The organism is Reyranella sp., from assembly GCF_965249915.1.
Lineage (GTDB): Bacteria > Pseudomonadota > Alphaproteobacteria > Reyranellales > Reyranellaceae > Reyranella.
The window spans coordinates 5,238,362-5,256,292 of record NZ_OZ252257.1 but is presented as its reverse complement, the minus strand read 5'-3'; the positions used below and the strand labels follow the sequence as shown (position 1 = coordinate 5,256,292).

Annotated in this window: 18 protein-coding genes; 10 read left to right on the top strand and 8 right to left on the bottom strand. The window is 66.7% G+C overall.

What is annotated here, in order from left to right; translation table 11 throughout:
• Positions 1–3: 3 nt before the first annotated feature.
• From ACP15H_RS25820 to ACP15H_RS25805, 4 genes are read left to right on the top strand one after another with little or no spacing between them, the layout of a single operon-like run.
• Positions 4–1,101 carry a microcin C ABC transporter permease YejB gene (locus ACP15H_RS25820; protein ID WP_425068992.1) on the top strand — a complete coding sequence of 366 codons (1,098 nt, stop codon included), beginning with the start codon at positions 4–6 and terminating at the stop codon, positions 1,099–1,101.
• The gene (locus ACP15H_RS25815) at positions 1,101–2,120 is read left to right on the top strand and encodes an ABC transporter permease (RefSeq protein WP_425068991.1); all 1,020 of its coding nucleotides are present in this window, start codon (positions 1,101–1,103) and stop codon (positions 2,118–2,120) included. Before ACP15H_RS25820 ends, ACP15H_RS25815 begins: the two co-directional genes overlap by 1 nt.
• A complete protein-coding gene (locus tag ACP15H_RS25810; RefSeq protein WP_425068990.1) occupies positions 2,117–3,751 on the top strand; it encodes an ABC transporter ATP-binding protein in 1,635 nt (544 codons plus the stop codon). The genes ACP15H_RS25815 and ACP15H_RS25810 overlap by 4 nt, the downstream gene beginning before the upstream one ends.
• Positions 3,752–3,809: 58 nt before the next feature.
• Positions 3,810–4,745, top strand: coding sequence for a 2-hydroxyacid dehydrogenase (locus ACP15H_RS25805; protein WP_425068989.1), 936 nt, complete (start codon positions 3,810–3,812; stop codon positions 4,743–4,745).
• 154 nt (positions 4,746–4,899) lie between these two features.
• Here the strand turns inward: ACP15H_RS25805 and ACP15H_RS25800 are convergent, their stop codons facing one another.
• A complete protein-coding gene (locus ACP15H_RS25800; protein ID WP_425069965.1) occupies positions 4,900–6,279 on the bottom strand; it encodes a leucyl aminopeptidase family protein in 1,380 nt (459 codons plus the stop codon).
• A gap of 74 nt (positions 6,280–6,353) precedes the next feature.
• Here ACP15H_RS25800 and ACP15H_RS25795 point away from each other — a divergent pair, with 74 nt between their 5' ends.
• Entirely contained in the window at positions 6,354–7,022 is a 669-nt protein-coding gene (locus ACP15H_RS25795; protein WP_425068988.1) for a glutathione S-transferase family protein, read from the top strand.
• Here ACP15H_RS25795 and mdoH read toward each other — a convergent pair.
• Positions 7,015–8,823 (bottom strand): glucans biosynthesis glucosyltransferase MdoH, encoded by a 1,809-nt coding sequence (gene mdoH / locus ACP15H_RS25790; RefSeq protein ID WP_425068987.1) that lies wholly within the window; start codon positions 8,821–8,823, stop codon positions 7,015–7,017. The two genes, ACP15H_RS25795 and mdoH, sit on opposite strands and share 8 nt — an antisense overlap.
• Before the next feature lie 28 nt (positions 8,824–8,851).
• Positions 8,852–10,342, bottom strand: a complete 1,491-nt coding sequence (locus ACP15H_RS25785; protein WP_425068986.1) for a glucan biosynthesis protein — start codon at positions 10,340–10,342, stop codon at positions 8,852–8,854.
• A 230-nt stretch (positions 10,343–10,572) separates the two neighbouring features.
• Between ACP15H_RS25785 and ACP15H_RS25780 the strand changes: the two genes are divergently transcribed.
• The 3 genes from ACP15H_RS25780 to ACP15H_RS25770 are packed head-to-tail and all read left to right on the top strand — an operon-like array spanning position 10,573 to position 12,305.
• The gene (locus ACP15H_RS25780; protein WP_425068985.1) at positions 10,573–11,022 is read left to right on the top strand and encodes a hypothetical protein; all 450 of its coding nucleotides are present in this window, start codon (positions 10,573–10,575) and stop codon (positions 11,020–11,022) included.
• A gap of 9 nt (positions 11,023–11,031) precedes the next feature.
• Positions 11,032–11,436 carry a phage holin family protein gene (locus ACP15H_RS25775; protein ID WP_425068984.1) on the top strand — a complete coding sequence of 135 codons (405 nt, stop codon included), beginning with the start codon at positions 11,032–11,034 and terminating at the stop codon, positions 11,434–11,436.
• Positions 11,433–12,305 carry a hypothetical protein gene (locus ACP15H_RS25770; RefSeq protein ID WP_425068983.1) on the top strand — a complete coding sequence of 291 codons (873 nt, stop codon included), beginning with the start codon at positions 11,433–11,435 and terminating at the stop codon, positions 12,303–12,305. Before ACP15H_RS25775 ends, ACP15H_RS25770 begins: the two co-directional genes overlap by 4 nt.
• Before the next feature lie 77 nt (positions 12,306–12,382).
• Here ACP15H_RS25770 and ACP15H_RS25765 read toward each other — a convergent pair whose 3' ends face one another.
• The 3 genes from ACP15H_RS25765 to ACP15H_RS25755 form a co-directional block, all read right to left on the bottom strand.
• Positions 12,383–12,565 carry a hypothetical protein gene (locus ACP15H_RS25765; protein WP_422009599.1) on the bottom strand — a complete coding sequence of 61 codons (183 nt, stop codon included), beginning with the start codon at positions 12,563–12,565 and terminating at the stop codon, positions 12,383–12,385.
• Positions 12,566–12,632: 67 nt separating this feature from the next.
• Positions 12,633–13,616, bottom strand: a complete 984-nt coding sequence (locus ACP15H_RS25760; protein ID WP_425068982.1) for a Bug family tripartite tricarboxylate transporter substrate binding protein — start codon at positions 13,614–13,616, stop codon at positions 12,633–12,635.
• Positions 13,617–13,677: 61 nt separating this feature from the next.
• Positions 13,678–14,175 (bottom strand): hypothetical protein, encoded by a 498-nt coding sequence (locus tag ACP15H_RS25755; protein ID WP_425068981.1) that lies wholly within the window; start codon positions 14,173–14,175, stop codon positions 13,678–13,680.
• A 205-nt stretch (positions 14,176–14,380) separates the two neighbouring features.
• Here ACP15H_RS25755 and ACP15H_RS25750 point away from each other — a divergent pair, with 205 nt between their 5' ends.
• A complete protein-coding gene (locus ACP15H_RS25750; RefSeq protein ID WP_425068980.1) occupies positions 14,381–14,605 on the top strand; it encodes a hypothetical protein in 225 nt (74 codons plus the stop codon).
• 24 nt (positions 14,606–14,629) lie between these two features.
• Here ACP15H_RS25750 and ACP15H_RS25745 read toward each other — a convergent pair whose 3' ends face one another.
• Together ACP15H_RS25745 and ACP15H_RS25740 are read right to left on the bottom strand one after the other, a co-directional pair.
• Entirely contained in the window at positions 14,630–15,637 is a 1,008-nt protein-coding gene (locus ACP15H_RS25745) for a glutathione S-transferase N-terminal domain-containing protein (protein ID WP_425068979.1), read from the bottom strand.
• A gap of 15 nt (positions 15,638–15,652) precedes the next feature.
• Complete coding sequence (locus ACP15H_RS25740) at positions 15,653–17,218, bottom strand: sulfatase-like hydrolase/transferase (RefSeq protein ID WP_425068978.1); 1,566 nt, start codon at positions 17,216–17,218, stop codon at positions 15,653–15,655.
• Positions 17,219–17,265: 47 nt separating this feature from the next.
• Between ACP15H_RS25740 and ACP15H_RS25735 the strand changes: the two genes are divergently transcribed.
• Positions 17,266–17,841, top strand: a complete 576-nt coding sequence (locus tag ACP15H_RS25735; RefSeq protein WP_425068977.1) for a DUF924 family protein — start codon at positions 17,266–17,268, stop codon at positions 17,839–17,841.
• Positions 17,842–17,931 lie beyond the last annotated feature (90 nt).

Sequence of the window (17,931 nt, the reverse complement as noted above, 5' to 3'; positions counted from 1 at the left end):
TCCATGATCGCCTATATCCTGCGCCGTCTCATGCTGGTGGTGCCGACCCTGTTCGGCATCATGGTGGTCAACTTCTTCATCATCCAGGCCGCCCCCGGCGGCCCGGTCGAGCAGATGCTGTCCCAGATCCAGGGCACCGCGGTCGACGCCACGGAACGCTTCTCCGGCAGCTCGAGCGGCGGCGAGACGCTGCGCAAAGGCGGCCAGGACTCGGGCAGCGGCACCTATCGCGGCGCGCGCGGCCTGCCGCGCGACCTGATCGAGCGCATCGAGAAGATGTACGGCTTCGACAAGCCGATGGGCGAGCGCTTCGTGCTGATGATGAAGAACTACCTCGTCTTCGATTTCGGCGAGAGCTTCTTCCGCAACAAGCGGGTCGTCGACCTCATCATCGAGAAGATGCCGGTGTCGATCTCGCTCGGACTCTGGACGACGCTGCTGATCTACATGGTGTCGATCCCGCTCGGAATCGCCAAGGCGGTACGCGACGGCTCGCGCTTCGACGTCTCGACCTCGACCACCCTTATCGTGCTGAACGCCATCCCGGGGTTCCTGTTCGCGCTCCTGCTCGTCGTGCTGTTCGCCGGCGGCGGCTATTTCAAGTGGTTCCCCCTGCGCGGTCTCGTCTCCGACGACTGGAGTTCGCTCGGGCCGATCGACAAGGTGCTCGACTATTTCTGGCACATGGCGCTGCCGATCGGCGCCATGGTGATCGGCGGCTTCGCCACGCTGACCTTCCTCACGAAGAATTCCTTCCTCGAGGAGATCCACAAGCAATATGTGCTGACCGCCCGCGCCAAGGGCCTGGTCGAGCGCCGCGTGCTCTACGGTCACGTCTTCCGCAACGCCATGCTGATCGTGATCGCGGGCTTTCCCGCCGCCTTCGTGGGCGTGCTGTTCACCGGCTCGCTGCTGATCGAGGTGATCTTCTCGCTCGACGGGATCGGCCTGCTGGGCTTCGAGGCGGCGCTCAACCGCGACTATCCGATCATGTTCGGCACGCTCTACTTCTTCGGCCTGATCGGCCTCGTCATGGGGATCCTGGGCGACATCATGTACACCGTGGTCGACCCCCGGATCGATTTCGAGGGACGTTCCTGATGAACCCGATGAACCGGCGCCGGCTCGCGGCGTTCCGCTCCAGCAAGCGCGGCATGATCTCGCTCGCGGTCTTCGGGCTGCTGTTCTTCGTCTCGCTGTTCGCCGAGTTCCTGGCCAACAACAAGCCGATCCTCATCCGCTACGACGGCGCCTTCTACTCGCCGATGGTGAGGGACTATCCCGAGACGACCTTCGGCGGCGATTTCCCGACCAACACCGTCTATTCCGACCCGGAAGTGCAGAAGCTGATCGAGGCGAAGGGCTGGATCCTGTGGCCGCCAATTCCCTACAGCTACGACACGGTGCTGAAGGGCGAAGGGCGCACGACCCTGCAGCCGCCCTCGCGGCAACACTGGCTGGGCACCGACGACAGCGGCCGCGACGTGATGGCCCGGCTGATCTACGGCTTCCGCATCTCCGTCCTGTTCGGCCTGGTCCTCACCCTGGCCAGCACGGTGATCGGCATCGCCGCCGGCGCGGTGCAGGGCTATTTCGGCGGCGTGGTCGATCTCCTGATGCAGCGCTTCCTCGAGATCTGGTCGAGCATGCCGACCCTGTATCTGCTGATCATCCTGGCGAGCTTCATCCAGCCGGGCTTCTGGGTCCTGCTGGGTATCATGCTGCTGTTCAGCTGGATGGCCCTGGTCGGGCTGGTGCGCGCCGAATTCCTGCGCGGACGCAACTTCGACTATGTCCGCGCGGCCCGGGCGCTGGGTATGATGGATGCGCGCATCATGTTCCGGCACATCCTCCCCAATGCGATGACGGCGAGCCTCACCTTCCTGCCCTTCATCCTGGCGGGTTCGGTCACGACGCTGACCTCGCTCGACTTCCTGGGCTTCGGCCTGCCGGTGGGCTCGCCCTCGCTCGGCGAGCTGCTGCTGCAGGGCAAGAACAACCTGAATGCCCCGTGGCTGGCCTTCACCGGCTTCTTCGTGATCGCCCTCATGCTGTCGCTGCTGGTGTTCATCGGCGAGGCGGTGCGCGACGCCTTCAACCCGCGCAAGGTGCTGGCGTGAGCGACCCTCTCCTGCTCGAGGTCAAGGACCTCTCCGTCAACTTCGGCACCGGCGACAAGGCGGTGCGCGCGGTGCGCGGCGTCAGCTTCGACATCCGGCGCGGCGAGACCGTCGCACTGGTGGGCGAATCGGGCTCCGGCAAGTCGGTCACGGCGCTGTCGGTGCTGCAGCTCCTGGCCTACCCGGCGGCCAGCCATCCCACGGGGAGCATCCGCTTCCAGGGCAAGGAACTGGTCGGCGCCTCGACGCGAGAACTGCTGTCGGTGCGCGGCAACCGGATCTCGATGATCTTCCAGGAGCCGATGACCTCGCTCAACCCGCTGCACACGATCGAGCGGCAGGTGAACGAGGTGCTGATCCTGCACAAGGGCCTGTCGCGCGAGGCGGCGCGCAAGCGCACGCTCGAACTGCTCGAACAGGTCGGCATTCCCGACGCCGCCAATCGCCTCGACGCCTACCCGCACCAGCTCTCGGGCGGCCAGCGCCAGCGCGTGATGATCGCCATGGCGCTCGCCAACGAGCCCGACCTGCTGATCGCCGACGAGCCCACCACGGCGCTCGACGTCACCATCCAGGCGCAGATCCTGAAGCTGCTGAAATCGCTGCAGGCGCGCTACGGCATGGCGCTGCTCTTCATCACCCACGACCTCGGCATCGTGCGCAAGATGGCCGACCGCGTGTGCGTGATGACCAAGGGCCAGATCGTCGAGCAGGGCCCGGTGGACGAGGTCTTCGACCGGCCGCAGCACAGCTACACTCAGCATCTGCTCTCCGCCGAGCCCAAGGGCCGTCCCGCGGCCGCGGATCCCGCCGCGCCCGAAATCCTGCGGCTCGACGATCTCAAGGTGCATTTCCCGATCCGGCGCGGCGTGATGCGCCGCACGGTCGGCCACGTGAAGGCGGTCGACGGCGTCAGCCTGGCGCTGCGTGAGGGCCACACGATCGGCCTGGTCGGCGAATCGGGATCGGGCAAGACGACGCTTGGCCTCGCCCTGCTGCGCCTCGAACGCAGCGAAGGCGGCATCCAGTTCGACGGCCGCGAGCTGCAGGGGCTCGGCCAGCGCGAGCTGCGGCCGATCCGCCGCGAGATGCAGATCGTCTTCCAGGATCCGTTCAGCTCGCTCAGCCCGCGCATGTCGGTGGGCGAGATCGTGGGCGAAGGGCTGGAAGTCCACGGTATCGGCACGAAGCAGGAGCGCAGCACCCTGATCGACCAGGTGCTGCGCGAAGTCGGCCTCGATCCGTCGAGCCGCGAACGCTACCCGCACGAATTCTCCGGCGGCCAGCGCCAGCGCATCTCGATCGCCCGCGCCCTCGTCCTGAAGCCGCGGCTGATCGTGCTCGACGAGCCGACCTCGGCGCTCGACATGAGCGTCCAGGCCCAGATCGTCGACCTGCTGCGCGACCTCCAGCAACGGCACAAGCTTGCCTATCTTTTCATCAGCCACGACCTCAAGGTCGTACGGGCCCTGGCCGACGAGGTCGTCGTCCTGCGTCATGGCAAGGTGGTCGAGCGCGGACCGGCGAGGCAGATCTTCGAGGCGCCCCAGACGCCTTACACGCAGGCGCTGATCGCCGCGGCCTTCAATCTCGAAGCGATCGGCGGCGACGGCCGGACCGTCGCCTCCTGATCGCCCGGAAAAAGCGAACGGGGCTCGACCCCGCGAGTCCGCGCCAGTAAAAGACCGAATGACCGCCGCTATTGCCTATCTCAGCCGTGATACCGACGGCATCCACTGGAAGAAGGTCCTCGAAGCGGGCCTTGGTCCCCTCGATTTCCGCACCCGGGACAATCTCGGCAACAAGGACGAGATCGACGTCGTCCTCGCCTGGAAGCCCGATCGCGGCCTGATCGCCTCCTTCCCCAACGTGAAGCTGATCGTGTCGCTGGGCATGGGTGTCGACCACCTGCTGGCCGACGACCAGCTTCCCGCCGGCGTGCCGATCACGCGCATCATGGACGACGGTCTGGTCGGCCAGATGAGCGAGTACGCCATCTACTGGGCGCTGCGCCATCATCGCGACATCGACAAGTACGCGGCGAGCCAGCAGGCCAAGCGGTGGAAGCCCGAGGACTTCATCGACACCATCGATCGCCGCATCGGCATCACCGGCCTCGGCACCATCGGCCAGGACACGGCCGAGAAGTTCGCGGCGCTCGGCTTTCCGACCGCCGGCTGGAGCCGCACGCAGAAGAGCCTGCCCGGCGTCGAGACGTTCCACGGCCCGGACGGGCTGGCGGCCTTCCTCGCCCGCACCGACATCCTGGTGAACGTGCTGCCGCTCACGCGCGACACCAAGGGGCTGCTCGACGCCAAGCTGTTCGCGGCGCTCCCGAAGGGTGCCTACCTGATCAACATGGGACGCGGCGGGCACGTGGTCGATGACGACCTGCTAGCCGCGATCGATTCGGGCCATCTCTCCGGCGCCGCGCTCGACGTGTTCAACACCGAGCCGCTGCCCGAGAGCCATCCCTACTGGACCCACCCCAAGGTCAAGGTGACGCCGCACATCGCCGGCGCCACCAACCCGCGCACCGCCTCGCCCGGCGTGATCGAGAACATCAAGCGGATGCGGGCCGGCCAACCGCTGATCAACACGGTCGACCCGGTCACAGGGTACTGAGACACCGTAACAAAATCCGTCGTCTCGACCAGAGCCGCGCATCGCGCGGCGGCGTGGAGAGACCTTCTCTCAACGATCTGCCGCCTTTTGGCGGAGAGGAGATCTCTCCGCTCCGCACCTTCGATGCTTCGGTCGAGATGACGGGCTCTGCTTTCTACTTCCCGAACCGGTCGGCGATGGTGCGGTAGATCGCGCGGGCGACCTGCGCTTCGCCGCCCTCGGGCCGGCCCGGCCGGCTGCTGTTGTTCCAGGCCATCATGTCGAAATGCGCCCACGGCACGTCGTCGGGCACGAACTCCTTGAGGTAGAGCGCGGCGGTGATCGCGCCGCCAAAGGCGCCGGCCGAGACGTTGTTGATGTCGGCCACCTTGCTGTCGAGCATGCGCCGATAGGCCGGGAAGAGCGGCATCCGCCACATCGGATCGGTCACCGCCTCGCCTGCAGCGATCAGGGAATTGGCGAGCTTGTCATCGTTGCAGAACAGCGCCGGCAGGTCCGGCCCCAGCGCCACGCGCGCCGCGCCCGTCAGGGTCGCGCAATCGATCATCATCGCGGGCTTCTCGGAAGCGCCTTCGGCCAGCGCATCGCACAGGATCAGCCGGCCTTCGGCATCGGTGTTGCCGATCTCGACGGTGATGCCCTTGCGCGTCGTGATCACGTCCATCGGCCGGAAGGCGTTGCCCGACACCGAATTCTCGACTGCCGGCACCAGCACACGCAGCCGCACCGGCAGGCCCGTCGCCATGATCATAGACGCCACCGCCAGCACGGTCGCGGCGCCGCCCATGTCCTTCTTCATCATCAGCATGCCGGCCGCCGGCTTGAGATCGAGGCCGCCGGTGTCGAAGCACACGCCCTTGCCCACCAAGGTCACCTTCGGATGGCTCGCCTTGCCCCAGGTGAGATCGATCAGCCGCGGCGCGCGCGTCGAGGCGCGGCCGACCGCATGGATCGTCGGATAGTTCTGCTTCAGCAGCTCGTCGCCCGCGATGACCTTGATCTTCGCCTTGTGCGCCTTGGCGAGATCCTGCGCCGCCGCGGCCAGTTCGGCCGGTCCCATGTCGGAAGATGGCGTGGTGATGAGGTTCCGCGCCATCGAGATCGCCTCGACGGTCGCCGTCGCCCGCTTCCTGTCGACATCGGCGGGCCACACGAAGCGCGGGCCGGGCTTGGCCTTGGTCGCGCGATAGCGGTCGAACTTCCAGGCGCCCAGTCCGATGGCCACGACGACGTCGGTCATCGAGACCGGGGCGGTCTCCCCCTCCAGGCGCCATGTCGCGACCGGCAGCTTCGACGTGAGGCCGCCGAAATCCCACAGGGTCGGTGCATCGGGAATCACAAGCACTGCACCGGAAGCCTTGCCGTCGTCGCCCGGCAGCACGACGACGTCGCCCGCCGATCCGCCGATACCCAGCGACTCGATCCAGCCACGATGGGCTGCCGATTGCTCCTTGAGCCAGGGGCGCCAGTTCGAACGACCCACAAACTGCAGGGGCAAGGAGGAAGAAGAACGGTCGACGAACGGCAGCGACATGGCCATGCTCACAATCATCATAGAGAATGGTTAACATTGCCGGCCAAACTCCATGGCTGGCAAGGAGGGCGTACATGGCCGAATTCACCGTCGTGATCGGCAACAAGAACTATTCGTCGTGGTCGCTGCGCGGCTGGCTGATGGCCAGGATCGCCGGCATCGAGTTCGACGAGATCGTGGTGCCGCTCGACAGGCCTGAGACGCAGGCGGCAATCCGCAAGCACTCGCCGTCAGGGCGCGTGCCGGTGTTGCTGCATCGCGGTCTCGCGGTGTGGGACTCTCTCGCCATCGCCGAGTACCTGAACGACCTCAAGCCCGAGGTCGGTCTGTGGCCACCCTCAGCCGCCGCGCGTGCCCATGCCCGCTCGATTTCCGCCGAAATGCATTCGAGCTTTGCCGATCTGCGCGACAACATGCCGATGAACATCCGCGCTTCCTATCCGGGCAAGGGCATGACGCCCGGCGTGCGGGCGGACATCGAGCGCGTCACCTTCCTCTGGCGCGACTGCCGCAAGCGCTTCGCCGGCGCTTTCCAGAAGGACGAGGGATTCCTGTTCGGTACGTTCGGCGCTGCCGACGCGATGTTCGCGCCCGTGGTGACCCGCTTCAAGACCTACAGCGTCACGCTCGACAGCGACGCGGACGCCTACTGCACGGCCGTGCTGGCGCAGCCGGCCATGAAGGAATGGATGGATGCCGCCGAGCACGAGCCCTGGCTGATCGACAAGTACGAGTTCAAGTAGTCGACGGGGCGTCCTCGGCACGCTCCTCCAGCCTCTCCTCCGGCGTCATGAACATGCGCCACCGCCGGGCTGCGACGCCCAGGCTGCGGCGGCTGGAATAAACGGCGAGCAGAGGCGCCAGCAGCAGGCCCGTGACCACGGGCAGCAGCCAGGTGAGGAACGAGGGCGCCCAGTAGCCCATGACCACCACGGCGGCCGCGCCCAGCGCCACCTGACCGCCGTGGCGTCCCAACGCAAGCGCCCAGGACATTCCACGCTCGCCGCGCGCCTGAGGCGGCCAGCCCACCGCGCGGCCGGCCAGGATGCCCAGCATGAAAAGCGAGTGGAACAGCATCATCACCGGCGCCAGCAGCGCAGAGAACAAGGTCTCCAGCACGACGCTGCCCATCAGCGCCAGGCGTCCGCCATAGGCCGGCGCGGGGGCGCGCAGGGAAAGCAGCAGCGCCAGCAGCTTGGGCAGGAACAGCAGCAGGGTCGTCACGAGCAGCAGCGCATGCACGTGGCCGGTATTGTATTGCGGCCAGTTGGGAAACAGCGATGGCGCGTTGCCGAAATAGACGGGGCCGACGATCTCGTGCTCCAGCACGATCGCGGCGCTGAGCAGGAGCGATCCCAGCCACAGCGGGGAAGCGAGGTAACCCATGATGCCCATCACGAGATGCAAACGGCTCATCCAATGCAGGCCGCGCGTGAAGACCAGCCGGGCATGCTGCAGGTTGCCCTGCATCCAGCGGCGGTCGCGCACCGCGTAATCGACGACATTCGTGGGCAGTTCCTCGAAGCTGCCGTCCAGGTTCGGCAGGCTCCAGACGAACCAGCCGGCACGACGCATGAACGCGGCCTCGACGAAATCGTGACTCAGGATCTCGCCGCCAAAGGGGGCGCTGCCCTTGAGCACCGGCAGGCGGCAATGCTCGGAAAAGGCCGCGACGCGGATGATCGCGTTATGGCCGTAATAGTTGGCCTCGCTCATCTGCCAGAAGGCATGGCCCGTCGCGACCATGCTGCCATAGACGCGCGAGGAGAATTGCAGGACACGCGCGAACAAGGTCTCCTGGCCCATCGCCACGGCATGGGTCTGGATGATGCCGGTGCGCGGGCTCGCCTCCATCAGCGCGGCCAGGCGAACCATCGTGTCGCCCGACATCACGCTGTCGGCGTCGAACACGATCATATGGTCGAACCGCGCGCCATGGGTGTCGAGCCAGTCGGCAATGTTGCCGGCCTTGCGTCCGACGTTCCGGCTGCGCCGGCGCCAGTGGAGCCGCTCGCCGATGCCCAGCCGCTCGCGCAGCACTTCGATGCCCGCCGCTTCCTCGGCGGCGATCGCGTCGTTGGTCGTATCGCTCAGCACGAACAGTTCGAACGCATTCGACTGGCCGGTCGCCTCCAGCGAGCGCCAGGTCGTCGCCAACCGCGCGAAGACCTCGTCCGGCGACTCGTTGTAGACCGGTACCAGGATCGCGGTGCGTTCGTGCAGGGTCGGGACACTGCCGTCGCCGGCATCGTCACCCGGCCCCCGCCGCCGCAGCGAGAGCGGATGCAGACCGAAGCTCTTGAGCAGGAAGCCCGCGATCGCCGTCCAGAAGGACAGCGCGATCCAGCCGAAGCTCAGCGCGAACACCGCGAGTAGGGCGATCGCCAGACCATAGGGGACCTGAGGTCCCAGGGCGGTGGCGAGAAGATGCACGCCGCCGGCGGTCGTCACCAGCACGAGGATGGCCAGGAAGAATCGCCGCCAGCCGGCTCGCCCGGCATGGCGGTCGAGATTCCAAAGCGTTTCGGGGCCGGTGCGTTCCATAGGGGCGCTCTCTGCAGACAAGTTCAAATCAGGGCCGGATCTGCCCGGCGAAAGTCTCGCTCACCCGATCTCCCTCTGCGGTCAGGAAGGCGCGGATATCGGCGGTCCGGCGGCCCTCCAGCTCGACATCGATGAACAGACGCCGATTGGTGGAGCCCGGCGGCTGGTCGATCTCGGTCCGCAGCAGCTTGCCGCCGTTGACCTCTACGTTCGATGCGACGAGCCGTTCCTCTTTCAGGGTGGGCAAAGTGTCGCCCTCGAACTCGACGACCAGACGGCGCGCCTTGTTGTTCCCCTCGATCGGCGCCTGCCGCGTCGCCACCACCCTGGCGTCACGGGCGAGGGCGGGCTCGTCGCCCAGAGCGGAGAGGCGATAGCGGTATTCCAGTGCCTGGCCCTTCGCGACAGGCCAGCGCGATACCCAGAAGGCCACGATGTTGTCGTGATATTCCGACGGCGTCGGGATCTCCACGAGGCGCACCTCGCCTTCGCCCCAGTCGCCCTTGGGCTCGACCCACAGAGAGGGACGGGTCTGATACTTGGCGACGCCGTCCTGGTAGCGGTCGAAGCGGCGCTCACGCTGCTGCAGCCCGAACCCGCGCGGATTGTTGTCGACGAACGAGGAGACCTGCAGCGAACCGGGATTGCCAAGCGGGCGCCAGATCCGTTCGCCCGTGCCGGTCAGCAACGCGAGGCCATCGGAATCATGGACCTCGGGTCGGAAGTCGTCGCGCCAGGGACCGGATTTGCCGGACAGAAACATGCTGGTGAGCGGCGCGATGCCCAGCATCGAAACGCCGTGGCGCATGAAGAGACGCGCATCGACATCGACCGTGGTGCGCGCGCCGGGCGTCACGGTGAAGACATAGGCGCCGCTGGCCCCCGGCGATTCGAGCAGCGCGTAGATCGTCAGCGTCCTGTCCCCCGGCGCCGGTTCGACCAGCCAGAACTCGCGGAATTCGGGAAACTCCTCCGAACGGGCCTGGGCGGTATCGATCGCCAGCCCGCGCGCCGAGGCGCCATAGGCGTGATCCTTGCCGATCGGGCGGAAATAGCTGGCGCCGAGGAAAGCGATGACCTCGTCGAACTTCTGGCCATTAAACGGGTAGGTCACTTTGAAGCCGGCGAATCCGACCTGGGCGGGGGGCGTCGTCGTGCCGAAGTCGAACATCTCGGGCGAGGCCGACAAGGCCGTCGCCGCCCCTGCCGATTCCGCCGTGCCGTTGCGCGTGATGACGTACATCTTCACGGGCGTCTGGTAGAGGAAGCCGGTCGGAAAGAATTCTACGCGAAACTTCCCGCCGCCCTCGCGCCACAGGACGGAGTCCGGCCGATAGCGAATGCCGCGATACGTGTCGTACCCGAGCTTCGCCGTGTCCGGGACGGGCGCTTCCTTTGCATAGGCCTGCGCCGCCGAAAGCCGCGCGCGCTCGATCAGCTTGTCGAAAAATCCCTGGGCGTGAGCCGACGAAAAACCGGGGATCATGAAGACGACGAGCAGCGTGACCAATCGAACCACGGCATCCCTCATACGGACCAAGTCTAGGACTTGCCGCAACGCAACATGGGCGCGAGCGGTTGCCACTCCCGAGACGAGCGCAGCATTCCGGTCCGGATCGTTCGCCACGGTACATGATCAGGGCGTGACGATATTTCTGGAACGAGAATCCCCGACGGCACGTTGCCGCCGCGCGATCAATCATGCACGGCGTTCTGCCGAGGACGAGATCGTCGAGGGAGAACCACACGATGTCCGACACTTCTCAAGCTCATGAAAACAGGAACGCGAAGCCGGATTTCGGCGCGGCTGTATCCGAAATAAAGACGGCTCTGACCGGCAAAGCCGAGGAGCTGGCCGGGCGTTCTACCGAAACGGGCGCCGCCGCCGTGTCGGCGCTCGGCAAGACCGCCGCGACGCTCGCGGGCTCGCTCGAGGAGCAATCGCCGGCCGTCGCCGACTATGTGCGCTCGACCGGACAGCGGATCGACCGCCTGGCCGACGACCTTCGCGACAAGTCTGCGGGCGAGCTGCTGACGATGGCGACGGATTTCGGCAAGCGCCAGCCGCTGGCCCTGCTGGCCGGCTCCGCCATCGTTGGGTTCGCGCTCGCGCGCATCGTGAAAGCTGGGATCGGCGCCTCCACCGAAACGGCCGGACCGCGGGCGAATGAGCCCAATGTCGGCCGCATCGACGTCTAGGAGGGCTGCATGAACACCCAGGAAAGGCCCGGCGTCGTCGGTCTCGTGACGGACGCCCTCGGCCGCAGCGCCGACCTGATACAGACGGAAATCCGTCTGGCCCGCGTCGAGATCGGCGAGAAGGCAGATGCTCTTCGCACCAGTGTCGTCAGCGGCCTCGTGATGATGCTCGTCGGAACCGTCTTTATCATCGGCGCTCTCATTCTCGTCCTGCAGGCTCTCGTCGCCGCGCTCATCGAAGGCGGCGTGGCGCCTGCACTGGCGATCCTGATCGTCGCCGGCGGTTCCGCCGTGGGCGGCATCATCGTCCTGCTCGCCGGCAAGAAGACGATCGGCGCCGTCGACCCCACCCCTACCCGTACCATCACGTCCCTGCAGAGCGATGCTCGCATGGCGAAGGAGAGCCTGACATGAGAGAGAGCGCCCAACTGCAACGCGAAGCCGAAGCCCAGCGCGCCGGCCTGTCCAACACCCTCGGCCAGCTGCGCGAAGGCATGACGACGTCGGCCCTGTCGACCGAGCTGGTCGGCGTGCTGCGCGACAGCAGCCTGTCGGTGGTGAAGAGCCTGGCCGAATCGGCCCGGACCAATCCGGGGGCCGCCCTGCTGATCGGCGCGGGCCTGACGATGATGCTGACACGCACCACCGGCGCCGACGTGATGTCGAGCGCGACCTCGGCGCTGAAGGCCGCGACAGCCGTCGGCACCGATGCCGCCGTCGCTGCGGCCGGCAGCGTGAAGAATGCGGCCGGAGCCGCCGCCGACACCGCGCGTTCGATGGCGGGTCAGGCGAGCGACAAGGTTGCCGGGGTGACGGACAAGGTCACCGGCATGGTGAGCGACACCGCCGCGTCGCTGAAGGACCGGGCCGCGGGCACCGCCGACGCGTTGCGTGGCAAGGCCGACGAACAGCTCGACCAGGCCAAGCACCTGATGGAAGACGGCAAGCATACGGCCGAGCATCTCGGCGAGGATGCCACCAAGCTCGCCTCCGACACGCGTCAGGCCGTCTCCAAGCTCCTGGAAGAGCAGCCGATCCTGGTCGCGGCGATGGGCGCGGCGCTGGGAGCGATCTTCGGCGCGGCGCTGCCGGTCTCCCAGGCCGAGCGCAGCGTGCTCGGAAAGGTCGGCGCCCAGGCGATCGACAAGGGCCGCGAGGTCCTCGAGACGGCGAAGGACACGGTGACCGACGAGATCGCCGGCGCGCATCTCGGCGAGAAGGTCGAGGGCATGGCGGGCAAGCTGGTCGACTCGATGGTGCCGACCTCACCCCGCCCGGCGTAGCTCTTTACGCACGCCCTACGCCAAACAGCAGGACGGCCGCCCCAAGGGCGGCCGTTTCTGCTTGCCGTTGCCGAGCCTCAGGAATTGGGCTTGGGCAGCGTGGTCGGGCTGATGCGCAGGATGGTGTAACCCACCTGCTCCAGCTTCACGGCCTCCGCTTGGGCTTCCACCAGGCTCGAATAGCCGATGCCGATTTCAGATTTGGTGCGCGGGTCGATCGTCCACACCATGTGCTTGCCGAAGGCTGCTTCTTTTGTCATCGCGGCCTTATACAGAGCTTTGCCGCCGGAGTCCGATGCTTGTCGGCGAGGCGGCACTCCGAGGGCCTCAGCCGTCGACCTTGGCCCCGCTGGCCTTCACGATGGGCGCCCAGACTGCGATTTCGCTCACGATGCGATCCTGAAGTCCCTTCGGCGCCATCGGCCAGGTATCGCTGCCCAGCGCGGCAAACTTGGCCTTCACCTCGGGGTCCTCGAGCGCCTTGGTGCCGACGGCGGCCAGCCTGTCGACGATCGGCTGCGGCACGCCGGCCGGTCCCCCGAAGCCCATCCAGACCTCGACGACATAGTTCGGCACGAACTCGATGATCGCCGGCACGTCGGGGGCCGCCTTGTTGCGCTCCCGGCTGGTCACGCCCAGCGCCCGCAGCTTGCCCGCCTGCACGTGCGGCCAGCAGCTCGGCATATTGTCGAACATGATGTGCGTGTTGCCTGCGAGCAGATCCTGAAGCGCGCCGGCGCTGCCCTTGTAGGGAACGTGCACCATGTCGGTGCCGGTGAGCTGCTTGAACATCTCGCCGGCCAGGTGGATCGTGGTCCCGGAGCCGGACGAGGCCATGTTGTACTTGCCGGGATTGGCCTTCAGCAGCGCGATCAGCTCCGGCACCGTCTTCACCGGCAGGCTGGGATGGACCACCAGCATGTTCGGCCACACCGACATGCCCGCCATCGGCGAGAAGTCCTTCACCGGATCGTAAGGCAGCTTGGTGTAGAGCGCCGGTGCCATGCAGAACATGGAGACGGTGATCAGGCCGATCGTGTAGCCATCGGGCGCCGCCTTGGCGATGGCATCGGTCCCGATCGTGCCGCCGCCACCGGCCTTGTTGTCGATCAGCACCTGCTGGCCCAGCAGCTCCGACACCTTGGCCATGACGATGCGTGAGATGTTGTCGGTCGCACCGGCCGGCGTGTAGGGCACGATGAACTTGATCTGCTTGTTGGGAAAGGCGTCCTGCGCGCGGGCAAGGCCCGGCGCGGCCAGGGTTGCTGCGGCGCCCGCCAACAGGGCGCGGCGGCTGGTCGTGAACTGCATGTTTCCTCCAGACGACGTTTCTTATGTGTGGCGCGAACGCTAACAGCCGACCCGAGGGTCGTCACGCGATCCGGAGGCGACCGCTCGCGCTGCGGCCCGTGAGGTCGCTCAGCGATGGCGACACGACGAAGTCGGCAAGATGAGAATTCCTGTGCCTCGCCGTCGAAATGCTCGCTGGCAGCCTCATGGCGTGAACGCAAAGATCCCCACAAGAGGAGACGCCATGCTCGCCTACAGGACTCCCGCCGAGATCATCGGACATGACGGACTGCGCATCGTTCTGGTGCGCGGCGTCCCGAGCCCGTGGAGCCAGGCCGCCAAGACGATCCTGGAGATCAAGGGGCTCGACTATGTCGCCGCGCCGCTCGAGGTCGGCGGCGCCAACGAGGAGATCGTGGCCTGGTCGGGCCAGAACAGCGGTCCCGTCGTCGCCTGGCGCAACGACCCGCCGCTCAACCGCTGGCTCGACATCCTGCTGCTGGCCGAGCGCCTCGCGCCGACGCCCGCCCTTCTCCCCGCCGATCCGCTGCAGCGCGCGCTGGCCATCGGCCTTGGCCACGAGATCCTGGGCGAAGGCGGCATCGCCTGGAATCGCCGCCTGCAGATGTTCTCGATGGCCGTGAAGGCCGGCGCCGGCGCGCGCATGGCGCCGCTGATCGACAAGTACGGCTTCGATGCCGACGACGCCGCGGCCGCCGGCACACGCATCGCCGCCACCTTGCGCGGACTGCGCGACGCAGCTTCGCGCGCAACAGGCGCGCGGCGTGTCCTACTTCGTGGGCGACGGGTTGAGCTGCGTCGACATCTACTGGACGGCCATCATGAACATGATCCTGCCGCTGCCCGCCGCGCAGTGCCCGATCCGGGAATCGTCACGCCCAGCCTTCACCGCCACCGATCTGCAGATCGTGGCGGCGCTCGACCCGCTCCTGGTCGAACACCGCGACCGCATCTTCAAGGCCCACTTCCGCGACCCGATGGAGTTCTGAGCGGACTCAGCGGGCAAGCCCACACTATTCGAGCCAGTGCAGACAGCCGCTCGATTCGAGCGCGGGATCGAGCCGCCGGCGCACGTCGGCCGGCAACGCGGCGAGCTTCTTGCGCAAGGCGTCGTAGCATTTGGCCTGGTAGCGAAAAGGCGCCTGGCTCCACGGCCGGCCGAGGATGTCGAGATCGACCGACGCCGCGCCGCTTTCCAGCGCCGCGCGGTTGGCGGCGAGGAACGGCAGGTAGGTTTCGCCGCAATGCTTGAGCAACGCGGTCACGCCGTGCGGCAAGGGTGCATCCGCTGGCAACCATTCACCTTCGACGCCCGAGGCGTCGTCGAGACGCAGCAGCCAGCAATAGACGTCGGGCGCCCGCGCCCGCATCTCCATCATCGGCGTCGGATCGACCGACAGGATCTGCAGCTGGCCGAACAGACCGAAATCGGCCAGCGACGGGCGCGAGCCGAACAGATACTCCATCTTCCGGACATGGGGATCGAGCGTGTCGAGGATGAAGCGGTAGCTGTCCTCGATGATCGGACGGTTGGCGTCGGTGCAGCCGACCATCGCCATGCGGCCCACTTGGCGATCGTTGAAGGCCTGCATCGCCTCGCGCCGCTCGGCCTGCGGCATCTGCGGATCGCGCGAGGTGATCACCCAATCCTGCGCGAACGCGCGGTCGGGCGCATAGAACCAGCGATAGTGGAACATGATCTTGGTGACCCACTCGTCGCCGAAATCCTCCAGCAGGTCGCTGAGGTAGGCGTGCGCCGGATCGTCGGGCACGATCGAGCGCTGGCCGGGATGGGCACGCTCCAGCGCCTGAGCGAGCGGCGTCGAATCGTTCATCACCGTGCCGTCGGGAAACCTGAGCGCCGGGATCACCGGCGGCAGGCCGGCCGCGACCGCGACGTCGCGCGGCCAGCCCACGGCCTTCCAGATGAAGGGCAGCCGGCGATAGCGCAGGATCGCGCGCATCTTCACCGAATAGGGCGAGGGGCCGAAGCCGTGGAGGATGTAGGGGTTCGTGCTCATGTCACCGTTCATTTCTTACCACTGGCCGAAGAAGATGCCGTGCTGGCGATGCTTGGCCGTGCGCGCCGCGACATAGGCGTCGTCGACGGTGACACGGGTCTTGCGCGCCTTGGCCCAGGCGTTCAGCCGGTCCTCCATCTCGCGGAAGATCGGCGCATAGGTGAGGTCGTCGCCGAGGTCGCGACGCTCCTTCGGGTCGTTGACGAGATCGAACAGCATCGGCCGGTAGCCCTGCCACCAGACGTACTTCCAGCGGTCGGTGCGGACCATGATGGCGCGGCATTCATCGGGTTTGCGGCCCAGGATCGTGCGCGCCTCGCGGAAGGAATAGTCGAGCTCGGAAAACACCGCGTCGCGCCACGTGTCGAGATGGATCTTGCGCAGCAGCGGCAGCAGCGAACGGCCTTCGAGCAGATGATCCTGCGGCGGCAGGCCGAGCGTCTCGAGGATGGTCGGGACGACGTCGATCGCCTCGACGAAGCGTTCGTCGACCGTGCCGCGCGTCAGGTCGGCCTCGGGATCGGGATCGACCACGATGAAGGGCACGCGCTGCGCCTCCTCGTAGAACATCTCCTTCTCGCCCAGCCAATGGTCGCCCAGGAAGTCGCCATGGTCGGCGGTGAAGATGATCAGCGTGTCGTCGAGCCGGCCGGCGCGTTCCATGTGCGCGAACAGGCGACCCAGCCAGTCGTCGAGCTGGCGGATCAGCCCCATATAGGCCGGCCGCACGATGCCTGGCGCCTCGGGCCGGCTGAAGGAAACCGATTCCTCCATCTCGCGATAGGCCGCCAGCACGGGGTGCTCGTTCGCCCGTTCCTGCTCGTCGCGATTCAGCGGCAGCATGTCGGCGGCACCGTACATATTGTGATAGGGCGCCGGGGCCATGTAGGGCCAGTGCGGCTTCACGTAGCTGAGATGCAGGCACCACGGCTTGTCGCCCATCTCGTCGATGAAGCGCATCGCCTGGCGCGTCATGTAGGCGGTCTCGGAATGCTCCTCCTTCACGCGCGCCGGCAGGTGGACGTTGCGCATGTGCCAGCCCGAAGCCTTCTCGCCGCCCGGCCCGTCGGCGGCGATCACGAAGTCGCTCCACGGATCGTCGGAGACGTAGCCGTGGCGCCGCAGATAGTCGGCATAGCCGCTCTCCGCGCCGGGCGGCGAATGCCCGTCATAACGGTCCAGCTCTTCGAAACGTCCGGCGCGCATCAGCGCTTCCAGGGCCGAGCCGCCCTCGATGCCGAATCGTTCCAACGCCTCGAGGTCGGGCAGCACATGGGTCTTGCCGGCCAGCGCCACGCGGATTCCGGCGGCCGACAGGAATTCACCGAGGGTCTTCTCGCGCAAGGAGAGCGGCACGCGGTTCCAGGTGGCACCGTGGCTCGACACGTAGCGGCCGGTATAGAAGCTCATGCGGCTCGGGCCGCAGACGCCGGATTGCACATAGGCACGCGGGAAGCGCACGCCCCGCGCCGCCAGCGCATCGATCGCCGGGGTCTCGAGGTGCGGATGGCCGGCGCAGGACAGATGGTCCGCGCGCAGCTGATCGCACATGATGAACAGAACGTTCTTAACCTTGCCCACGGTTTCCTCTCTCGACGGGTTCTGCGTGCCCGGTCTAACTAAGCCGCATGACACAGGCGCCGTCCATCCGCGACATCATCGATTTCTGGTTCCTGCCGCTCGGCCATCCCGACCATGGCAAGCCGCGCGACATCTGGTGGAAGAGCACGCCGGAATTCGACGCCGAAACGGTCGGACGGTTCGGTGCCGCGATCGAGCAGGCCATCGCGGGCGAGCTGGATGGCTGGAAGGATTCGCCCGAGGGCGCGCTGGCGCTGATCCTTCTCTGCGACCAGTTCACCCGCAACTGCTTCCGCAGAACGTCGCGCGCCTTCGCGGGCGATGCGCGGGCCATCGAGATCGCGCGCCACGCGCTGGCACGGTTCTATCCTTCGGTGTTCCCCGTCGACATGCGGCTGTTCTTCTACATGCCATTCGGCCACAGCGAGCAGCTTGCCGACCAGCAGCTCGCCTGCGCCCTGTTCGAGACGATCGGCGGCGAGAACAACATCAAGTCGGCCCACGAACACCGCGACGTCGTCGCCCGCTTCGGCCGCTTCCCCCACCGCAACGAGGTCCTGGGCCGCAGCACGACGGCAGAGGAACTCGAGTACCTGAAGAACGCGAACAGATACGGGCAATAAAGGCTCAGAGAAATCCCGTCATCTCGACCGGAGCGCGCAGCGCGGAGTGGAGAGATCTTCTCTCCTCGATTTGCCGGGTTTTGGTTGAGC